This window comes from Actinomycetota bacterium (genome assembly GCA_035765775.1).
Lineage (GTDB): Bacteria > Actinomycetota > CADDZG01 > JAHWKV01 > JAOPZY01 > DASTWV01.
In genome coordinates this window covers 1-9,429 of sequence record DASTWV010000038.1, presented here as the reverse complement: position 1 = coordinate 9,429, position 9,429 = coordinate 1, and the positions used below count along the sequence as shown (strand labels likewise).

Below are 9,429 nucleotides of genomic sequence, written 5' to 3'. Positions count from 1 at the left end.
GTCGCCCCGGGCGACGGCCGTGGTCACCTGGGCGATGTTGCGCACCTGGCCGGTCAGGTTGCCGGCCAGCTGGTTCACGTTGTCGGTGAGGTCCTTCCAGGTCCCCGACACCCCGGGAACGAGCGCCTGGCCGCCGAGCTTGCCCTCGGTACCCACCTCGCGGGCGACCCGGGTGACCTCGTCGGCGAAGGCCCGCAGCTGGTCCACCATCGTGTTGATGGTGTTCTTCAGCTCGGCCACCTCGCCCTGCACCTCCACCGTGATCTTCTGGCTGAGGTCGCCCCGGGCGACGGCCGTGGTCACCTGGGCGATGTTGCGCACCTGGCCGGTCAGGTTGCCGGCCAGCTGGTTCACGTTGTCGGTGAGGTCCTTCCAGGTCCCCGACACCCCGGGCACGAGCGCCTGGCCGCCGAGCTTGCCCTCGGTGCCCACCTCGCGGGCCACCCGGGTGACCTCGTCGGCGAAGGCGGAGAGCTGGTCCACCATCGTATTGACCGTCCGCTTCAGCTCGGCGATCTCGCCCCGCACCTCGACCAGGATCTTCTGGGAGAGGTCGCCGGTGGCCACCGCGGTGGTCACCCGGGCGATGTCGCGCACCTGGTCGGTCAGGTTGGAGGCCATGAAGTTCACCGAGTCGGTGAGGTCCTTCCACGTCCCCGCCACCCCGGGCACCCGGGCCTGGCCGCCGAGCTTGCCCTCGGTGCCCACCTCGCGGGCCACCCGGGTGACCTCGTCGGCGAAGGAGGACAGCTGGTCCACCATCGTGTTGATGGTGTTCTTCAGCTCGGCCACCTCGCCCTGGGCCTCGACGGTGATCTTCTGGGAGAGGTCGCCCCGGGCCACGGCCGTCGTCACCTGGGCGATGTTGCGCACCTGGCTGGTCAGGTTGCCCGCCAGCTGGTTCACGTTGTCGGTCAGGTCTTTCCAGGTGCCCGAGACGCCCTTCACGTGCGCCTGGCCGCCCAGCTCGCCCTCGATGCCCACCTCGCGGGCCACCCGGGTGACCTCGTCGGCGAAGGAGGACAGCTGGTCCACCATCGTGTTGATGGTGTTCTTCAGCTCGGCCACCTCGCCCTGGGCCTCGACGGTGATCTTCTGCGAGAGGTCGCCCCGGGCCACGGCCGTCGTCACCTGGGCGATGTTGCGCACCTGGCTGGTCAGGTTGCCCGCCAGCTGGTTGACGTTGTCGGTGAGGTCCTTCCAGGTGCCCGAGACCCCCTCCACCTCGGCCTGCCCGCCCAGGCGGCCCTCGGTGCCCACCTCGCGGGCCACCCGGGTGACCTCGTCGGCGAAGGCGCGCAGCGTGTCGGTCATCAAGTTGATGGTCTCGGCGAGGGCGGCGACCTCGCCCTTGGCGTCCACCGTGATCTTCTGGCTGAGGTCGCCCTGTGCCACGGCCGTGGTCACCTGGGCGATGTTGCGCACCTGCGACGTCAGGTTGGACGCCATGACATTCACCGAGTCGGTGAGGTCCTTCCAGGTGCCCGAGACGCCCTCCACCTCGGCCTGCCCGCCCAGGCGGCCCTCGGTGCCCACCTCGCGGGCCACCCGGGTGACCTCGATGGCGAAGGCGCCGAGCGTGTCGGTCATCGAGTTGATCGTGTCCGCCAGGGCGGCGACCTCGCCCTTGGCCTCGACGGTGATCTTCTGGCTGAGGTCGCCCCGGGCCACGGCGGTGGCCACCTGGGCGATGTTGCGCACCTGCGAGGTCAGGTTGGACGCCATGACGTTCACCGAGTCGGTGAGGTCCTTCCAGGTGCCCGAGACGCCCTCCACCTCGGCCTGCCCGCCCAGGCGGCCCTCGGTGCCCACCTCCCGGGCCACCCGGGTGACCTCGTCGGCGAAGGAGGACAGCTGGTCCACCATGGTGTTGACCGTCTCCTTCAGCTCGGCCACCTCGCCGGCGGCGTCGACAGTGATCTTCTTGGAGAGGTCGCCGTTGGCCACCGCGGTGGTGACGAGGGCGATGTTGCGCACCTGGTCGGTCAGGTTGGAGGCCATGAGGTTCACCCGCTGGGTCAGGTCCTGCCAGGAGCCCGACACACCCTCCACGGTGGCCTGCCCGCCGAGCTTGCCCTCGGTGCCCACCTCCCGGGCTACCCGGCTCACCTCGGAGGAGAACGAGGAGAGCTGGTCCACCATCGAGTTCACGACGTGGCCGATGCGCTGGTACTCGCCCTTGACCGGCCGCCCCTCGATGGTGAGGGCCATCTTCTGGCTGAGGTCTCCCTCGGCCACCGCCGAGATGACCCGGGCGACCTCGGTCGTCGGGCGCACGAGGTCGTCGATCAGCGAGTTGACCGCATCGACCGCCGTCCCCCAGCCCTCGCCGGAGGCGCTCGTGCGCACCCGCTCGGTCATGCGCCCGTCCCGGCCGACCACCTTGGCCACCCGCTGCAGCTCCCGGGTGAGGCCGGCGTTGTGGGCAACAAGGTCGTTCAGGGCCGCCACGATCTCGCCCTCGATGCCGGTGCGGTTGCCGTTGAGATGGACAGACTGGTTCCCGGCGCGCGCGTCCCGGAGGGCCGCCAGAAGCTCAGCGTGAAAGGCGTCAGTACCCACCATCTCCACCGTGCTCATGGTTCCCCCCTCCTGGTATCCGCCTGTGTGCGTGCTTGGTTTCGGCCGCGAAAGTATGACGGCCCTTTGTTGCTGATTGCTTGGGAGGCAAGGTTTCGGGCGGCCGAGAGCGGGGAAGGGATCCGGTCGGCACGCCCGGGCAGGGTTCATGTTTGGCGCGGCTGGGGATCACCAGGATTTACCAGGAATTGACTGCTCGATTTCCTTGTACGGGCGCGTGCGGCGGGTGCACACTGTGTCCGGCATGGACCGGCGGCGGCGGATGCTCTTCGGCTTTGGGGCGCTGGCGGTCCTGCTGACGGCGTGCTCTTCGAAGGCCCCGCCTTCGGCGCGGCCGAGCCCATCGCCTTCCGTGCCGGCGTGGGCGTCGGCCTCCGTGGCCGCCTCCCCGGCGCCCTCCCCCTCTGCGACACCGGCGGTGTCTCCGGGGCATTCCCCCGAACCCTTCCCCTCCGCGCTGCCGACGAGCGCGTTCGTCATCGTGTCCGGTACTCCCGCCGCCACCGGGTCCACCGTGCTGCCCAACGTGGTGTGCCCCGAGTCGTTCGGGATCGACCATCCCCAGGTCTGGGCGCCGGTCAAGACCCTGGGGACGAATATCCCGGCGGCCCAGGCTGCAAGCCTCGCTGCCTACACGGACGGAGCCGGGATCCAGACGGTCATCGCGCCCCGGGGCTGGCTGTGCCGGGCGGCACTGGGCGCCGACGGCAGCGGCACGATCATTGCGGTGCCGCCGACGTCGTCGGTCGATCCAGAGCCTGTGGGCTACCAGGCGGATCCCCGCGAGGCAGTGTCGTCTTCGGAATCCAGCGCCTGCCTGGGCTGCCGGTTGGGGCTGGTGTGCCCGATCTTCTCCGATCCGGTCGACGCCTCAGCGCTCGGCGTCCCGTGCACGAAGGCCAGCCCGCCGACGGAGATTCACACACCGATCTCAGCGACGACGATCGGGTTCGAGGACCCGCCCGGTACCGCGGGCTACGGAGCCCCCTCCGGCGGGACTGACCCGGCCAACGGGGTGGTGATCCTCCACACAGCCAACCCGCCCGATGCCTCGGGCATAGGCCTGGCAGAGACCTGCACCCTGCCGGCGGCCCAGCACGAGATGTGCACGGCGATCCTCAACGAGTTCGTAAAGCGATACGGATGAGGCTGGGTGAACTCACCGCTCGTCGCATAGATAACGTGCCCGGCTGACGAGGGGGGAGGCCAGGCCGGCCGCCGAGACGTGCGAGGGGGCTCGGATGGTCGGGGGGCGCCAAGAAACGTCTGACACGTACCCACGCGTCTTTCGGAGAGACGTCGTACGGCGCCTGTGGGCCGCTGGAGATCCAGTGCGTCGCGGGCTGAAGCCAGCTGGGCGAAGACGACGAAGAACAGCAAGGCACATGCTCCCGCTGTTGCGCGGCGCCGGGTCATAGTTCGGAGAAGTCAAGTTGTCGCACCGCGCCGATGAGCGCGACGGCAGCCCCGCGCACCTCGGCTACGAGTTCTTCATCATCGACGGCGTAGCGGGTTGGAAGCCCAAGCAGTTCGTCTTCACCTTCGTCTCCGTTGACCCGGATGCTCGATTCGACGATCCATGAGCCGTCCTCAAAACGGAACTCCAGCCAACACCCGACCGCGTGACCGCTCGCTAGTTCGGCGTCGACGTAGCACTCGACCCGGTCTCTGGTCCCGTACGTCCGGGGTGTCACCGCCGCAGTCGATGAGCGCACGGACGACTCGCGCCCTAGCTCGGCTGCGAAGTCGCTCAAGAGTCGAGTCAACTCGGCTAGCAGCGAGATCACCCGTTCGGCTGCGACGCTCACTTCGGGAACCTGCCCCGCTCGATCAGCGCCCCAAGGTACTCCTCAACGGTTACACCGGTCACGGAGACGTGGCCCGGCGGCACGTTGTCGACGACGACCGAGCCCGGAGGAAGACGGGATGGATCGATGCCGATGTACGGCTCGCCCGGCCGGAAGACCGGCCTCTCCGCCGACCCAATGGGATTTGAGAGGCTGTCGCGGAACGACAGCGCGCCGTCATCGACGGCTCTCGGCGTCAGGTTGCCTGGCCGCGGCGTCCCTTCCCGATAGATGACGGACGGGAGCTCGCTTTGAGCCTCTGCGGCAAACGCCGCCTCACCCTCATCTACCGCGGCGAAGGCGCCCTCAGCCTCCGTCAGGTCGCCGCCTGTGGCAGCCTGCAGACCGAGGTTGCCGATCCCAATGCCGCAGTGCACCCAGGCCTCGATAGTGCATTCGTGAAAGGTCGAGGCGACGTCGTGGGCTACGCCTTGGTCAATGGCAAGCGATGTTGCCCCCAGAGGGTTGAACGCGGTGTTCAGGTCCTGGATGACCGCGTGCCGCGAGGTGGGCAGCTGCACAGGCGATGAGGCCGAGATGATGCTGATGGCCTTCTTCGCTTCGTGGCTCCCGACGCAGGGGCCATTCGGGTTGCCGTGGACGTGGCCAAGCAGGCAGAACCCGTACCCGTTGTCGATCATCCCGGCCGGGTTGGCCCCGGCGTACAGGTACCGGTTGCCAGTCAACGGGTCGGTCTGCAGGGCCAGGTCGGCTTCTGAGGCCACCCAGTTGTCGGCCGATGTGAACCGGCCCACGGTCGGGTCGAGCAGGCGCGGCCCCAGGGTGTAGACCCCGAGTTTGGGGTCCTCAGGCGCCATCTGGAACTTGAGCCGGGATGCCCACGTCGACGAGCTCCCCGAGGCGGCGGTCTGGGAGACCAGGTTGCCGAGCACGTCGTAGGCGTAGGCCGCCACCACGTGCCCGGAGGTGTCCACCAGGGCGGCGTCGTTGTCGTGGGGATCGGTGACGAAGCTCGACCAGGTCCCCGGCCCGTTGGCGGTGGTCTGCTGGGCAACCGGGCTGCCCGAGGAGTCGAGCAGGTAGGCGGCGGTGGCGGTGCCCGAGACGCCGGTGGCCTCCACCAGCTGCGAGCCGGCCCCGCCGTAGAAGTCGAGCTCGGCGGGGCTGGCAGAGTCCTGGCGGGAGATCAGCCGCCCGGCGATGTCGTAGGCGTAGGCCACCCAGGAGCCGTCGGGCGAGGTGACCTTCTCCGGGTGCCCGGCGGCGTCGTAGACCGTGGTGGTGACCGACGAGCCCGTGGTCTGGGTGGTCTGCTCGCCCAGATGGTCGTAGCCGTAGGTCGTCACCGTCCCGGTGGGGACGCTCACGGTCTGCGTCAGCCGGTTGGCCGAGTAGCTCAGGGTCGACGACGGCGTCGAGCGGTCGTTGCCGGCGTCGTCGGGTAGGTAGGCCACCGGGGCGGCATCGGTCGGCCCCTGGGCGGTCGACAGGAAGCCGGCGGGGGTGTAGCCGAACCCGGCGGTCCAGGCACCGGAGCTGCCCCCGGGCTGGGCGCTGGACACCGCCATGGCGGTAGCCCGGTCGGCGCCGTCGTAGGCGATGGCGCTCCAGGAGGACAATGCCGCCCCACCCGGGCCGGTCACCGCCCGGGAGGCCAGGCGCCCGGCGGCGTCATAGGCCTGGGTGGCGAGCACCCCGCCCGCCATGGTCTGTGTCGCCAGGGAGCCGTTCGGGTAGTAGAACGAGCCCACGGAGCCGTAGCCCGGAGCCGAGGTCGTCGCCTCGGTGCCGTCCAGGTTGTAGGCATGCGAAGCCGCCAGGGCGTCGGTGGTGGCCGAGGTCGCCTGCCCGTCCTGGTCGTAGGCGTACGCCGAGGCCTTGGTGACCGCGGTGGCGGTCGGCGACCAGTCGGTCTCGGTCACGGCCTTCAGCTCGCCCGCCGAGTCGTAGGCCATGCGCAGCGCCGAGACGTTGGGGGCGGACGCCCCGCCATCGGTGGTGGCGGTGGAGATGACATTGGAGTCGGCGTCGTAGGCGAAGCTGCCCACCACCGTCGTCAGGCCCGCCCCGGTGGCGGTCTCGGTGGTGAGCCGCCCGGCCGGGTCGTAGGCGAAGCCCGTGGCGCGCAGGGCGGGGCCGCCGTTGTAAGTGTCGGTCCGCAGCGTCTGGCGGCCGGCGGGGTCGTAGAGGAACGAGGTCAGGTGCAGGGCATCGCCCGGGTCGGTCTCGGAGGAGAGCTGGTTGAGCGGGCTGTAGGTGTAGGTGACCGTGGTGGAGCCCCCCGAGCCGGTGGGCTGGGTCAGCGTCTTCAGGTTGCCGGCGGGGTCGTAGGTGTCGACGACGGTGGCGGTCGGCGTCGTGTTGCCGTTGACCGGCTCGGTCTGGGTCACCACCCGGCCGTCGGCGTCGTAGGTGGTCGTCACCGAGGCGCCGGCGGGGTTGGTCTCGTTGGTCTTCTCGCCGAAGACGTCGTAGGAGTCCAGCGTCGGGGCGGCGTGCCCCGAGACCATGGTGGATGTCGGCTCCCCCCACCAGTTGTAGGCGTACGAGGTGACCGCCCGCTGGCCCCCCGAGTCCGGGGGCTCGGTGACGGTGGCGATGCGGCCGTCGGGGGTGTAGGTCTCCGCCGTCGTCGCCCCCACCTCGTCGGTCATCGACATCGGGCGGTTGTCGGGGTAGCGGGCGTAGGTCACCTGCTGCACCGCCGACACCGGCGCTCCGGTGGTCGGGCTGAAGCTGCGGGGCTCGACGATGCCGGAGAGCTGGCCGTTTCCGAAGTAGGAGTAGACGCTCTTGCGGATGGCCCCATCGGCGTTGGTGACCGTGGCGGACACCAGGTCCCGGGGGTCGTAGACCGTGACCGCCACCGAGCCGCTGGAGCCGGCGCCGGTCCCCGCCACCAGTGGTGACGAGCAGGTGGTGCCCGGTGCGGACAGCGGCGCCACCGTGGCGGTCAGGTTGTCGTTGCGGTCGTAGCACGACAGGGTGGTGTCGCCCGCCGGGTCGGTGACCGAAACCTGGTTGCGCCGCAGATCGTAGGCGTGGCGGGTCGTGAGGTTGAGCGGCACGTTGGTCGAGGTGGTGAGATCGCCCAGGAAGTCGTAGCCCAGGGTGGTCACCGTCCCGGTGGCGTCGGTGATCATGCCCGGCTGGCCGGAGGCGTCGTAGTTGGCGTAGTGCGTCGTGTTGTGGTCGGGATCGGTGACCGAGGAGAGCGGGTCCCCGACCGTGGTGGTGGCGTAGGAGAACGTCGTCGTCACCCCGGTCGGGTCCGTCGCCGAGGCCAGGGTGGCATCACCGTTGTAGGCGAAGCTCTGCCTGCGCGGCGCCGGGGTGCCCACCCCCGAGGTCGAGGCGGTGAGCTCGGAGACGCCGCTCACGGTGAAGCCGGACTCACTGAGCGGGATGAGGCCGAGCCAGGAGACCTGCGTGCTGTCCGTCGGGGTCACCTGCTGGTAGGAGACGGTGGTCGTGAGGGTCGGCCCGGCCCCGGCATGCACCGCCTGGGTCACCTGCCCGAAACCGTTGTAGGCGTAGGCGGTCGCGTCGGCGGCGGCGTCGGTCATCGTCACCAGCCGGTTGGCCGACCAGCCGTAGGTGGTGAGGTTCCTGCGGGCATGGCCGCTGGCGTCGGTGTCGCCGGCGTCCTGGGAGCCCACCATGTTGCCGGCCGCCGAGAGGCTGTAGACCGTGGGGGTGGCCACCCCGGGCTGGGTGACGCAGGTGGCGGACGCCGACTGGGCCACCCCGGAACAGCCCGCTCCGCCATAAGCGATGCCCCAGGGCTGGGCGGCCCGGTCGGAGAACTGCGTGAGCCTGCCGGAGGAGACGTTGAAGGTGCTCACGTGGCCGTTTGGGTCGGTGACCGAGGACAGCCCCGCCGCGGTGTAGCCAAAGCCGGTGGTCGCCGCGTCGGGGGAGCCGGCGGCCTGGGTGGTCCCGGTCAGGCGGCCGGAGCCGTCGTAGCCGAAGTCGGTTTCCTCGCTCTGGGAGCCCACAGTCAACACCGCCCGGGTCACGCTGGTCGGCGACCAGAAGAAACTGAGGGTGCGGGACTGCCCGCCCGTGGTCTCGCTTACCGCGGTCAGCTGGCCGGACGGGAAGCCGATGGCCGGGGCGTAGCTGAACACCAGGTCGTCGCCCTTCAGGTCCGAGACCGACGACAGACGGAAGCCGGTGCCCTGGACCTCCCGGTACTCGTAGACCACCCCGTCGGGGCGCACCAGCCGGTAGAAGGGACCGAAGCCGTCGCTGCCCGAGGACATCGTCAGGTTGATCCCGGGCGGGGAGTGCCAGCCGGCGGCGTCCTGGAAGAAGACCTGGTGGGTGCCCGAGGCGTCGTAGAAGTCGAAGGAGTTGGTCGCCTCCGACGTCAGGGCGTGGCCGACATCGGCCATGTCGGGGGCGTCCAGCATGCCGGCGCTGGCGTCGGCTCCCTCGGAGACCGCCAGCGTCCAGCCCGGCCCGAGCGCCCCGGCGGTGATCGTGTCGGTGGCCCCGGGGGTGTTCGGGTCCCGGTCCAGGTTGTAGGTCGCCTGCAGGATCAGGTTGAGGCCCATGCCGGGCAGGGACAGCGGCGTGGTCTGCACCACCAGGTTGCCATTGGCGAGGTCGGCATACGCGGTGGAGGGGCCGCCCAGGGCGAAGGACTGGTAGGGGTGGAAGGACTTGAGCCCGGCGCCGTCGACGCTGGCCGCCGTGCAGGTGGTGCAGGCCGCCGGGGCGATGTCGAACTGGGCGGTGGCGATGTCGCTCCACCCCCCGGCGGTGTCCTCAGCCCGGACGTGCAGGTACCACACCCCGGCGCTCACCGCCTGCATGGTCTGGGTGACGCCCGAGGGCGTGCCCTCCCCGGGATCGCCGGTGGGCGTGTGGTCGAAGGCCCAGGTGTAGCCCGCCACTGAACCGCCCTGGGTCTGATGGACACTCCATCGCTTTGAAAGGATGGAGCAATGACCAGATCAAAGAACCCCCTACGGCAGTACCCGCCGGAGATGAAGGAGCGGGCGATCCGGATGGTGCTGGAGGCCGCAGAGGCACA

The 9,429-nt window shown here is 70.0% G+C and carries 4 protein-coding genes; 1 reads left to right on the top strand and 3 read right to left on the bottom strand.

Annotation, left to right across the window (positions count from 1 at the left end; translation table 11 throughout):
- Positions 1 to 2,580: HAMP domain-containing protein (locus tag VFW71_08010; protein HEU5002707.1), on the bottom strand; the 2,580-nt coding region annotated here is incomplete at its 3' end.
- 226 nt (positions 2,581 to 2,806) lie between these two features.
- On the opposite strand from VFW71_08010, the gene VFW71_08005 reads away from it, so the two are divergent.
- Positions 2,807 to 3,727, top strand: coding sequence for a hypothetical protein (locus VFW71_08005; GenBank protein ID HEU5002706.1), 921 nt, complete (start codon positions 2,807 to 2,809; stop codon positions 3,725 to 3,727).
- A gap of 265 nt (positions 3,728 to 3,992) precedes the next feature.
- On the opposite strand, the gene VFW71_08000 is transcribed toward VFW71_08005, so the two are convergent.
- Positions 3,993 to 4,388, bottom strand: a complete 396-nt coding sequence (locus tag VFW71_08000) for a hypothetical protein (GenBank protein ID HEU5002705.1) — start codon at positions 4,386 to 4,388, stop codon at positions 3,993 to 3,995.
- Entirely contained in the window at positions 4,385 to 9,289 is a 4,905-nt protein-coding gene (locus tag VFW71_07995; protein ID HEU5002704.1) for a hypothetical protein, read from the bottom strand. The genes VFW71_08000 and VFW71_07995 overlap by 4 nt, the downstream gene beginning before the upstream one ends.
- Between the last annotated feature and the right edge of the window lie 140 nt (positions 9,290 to 9,429).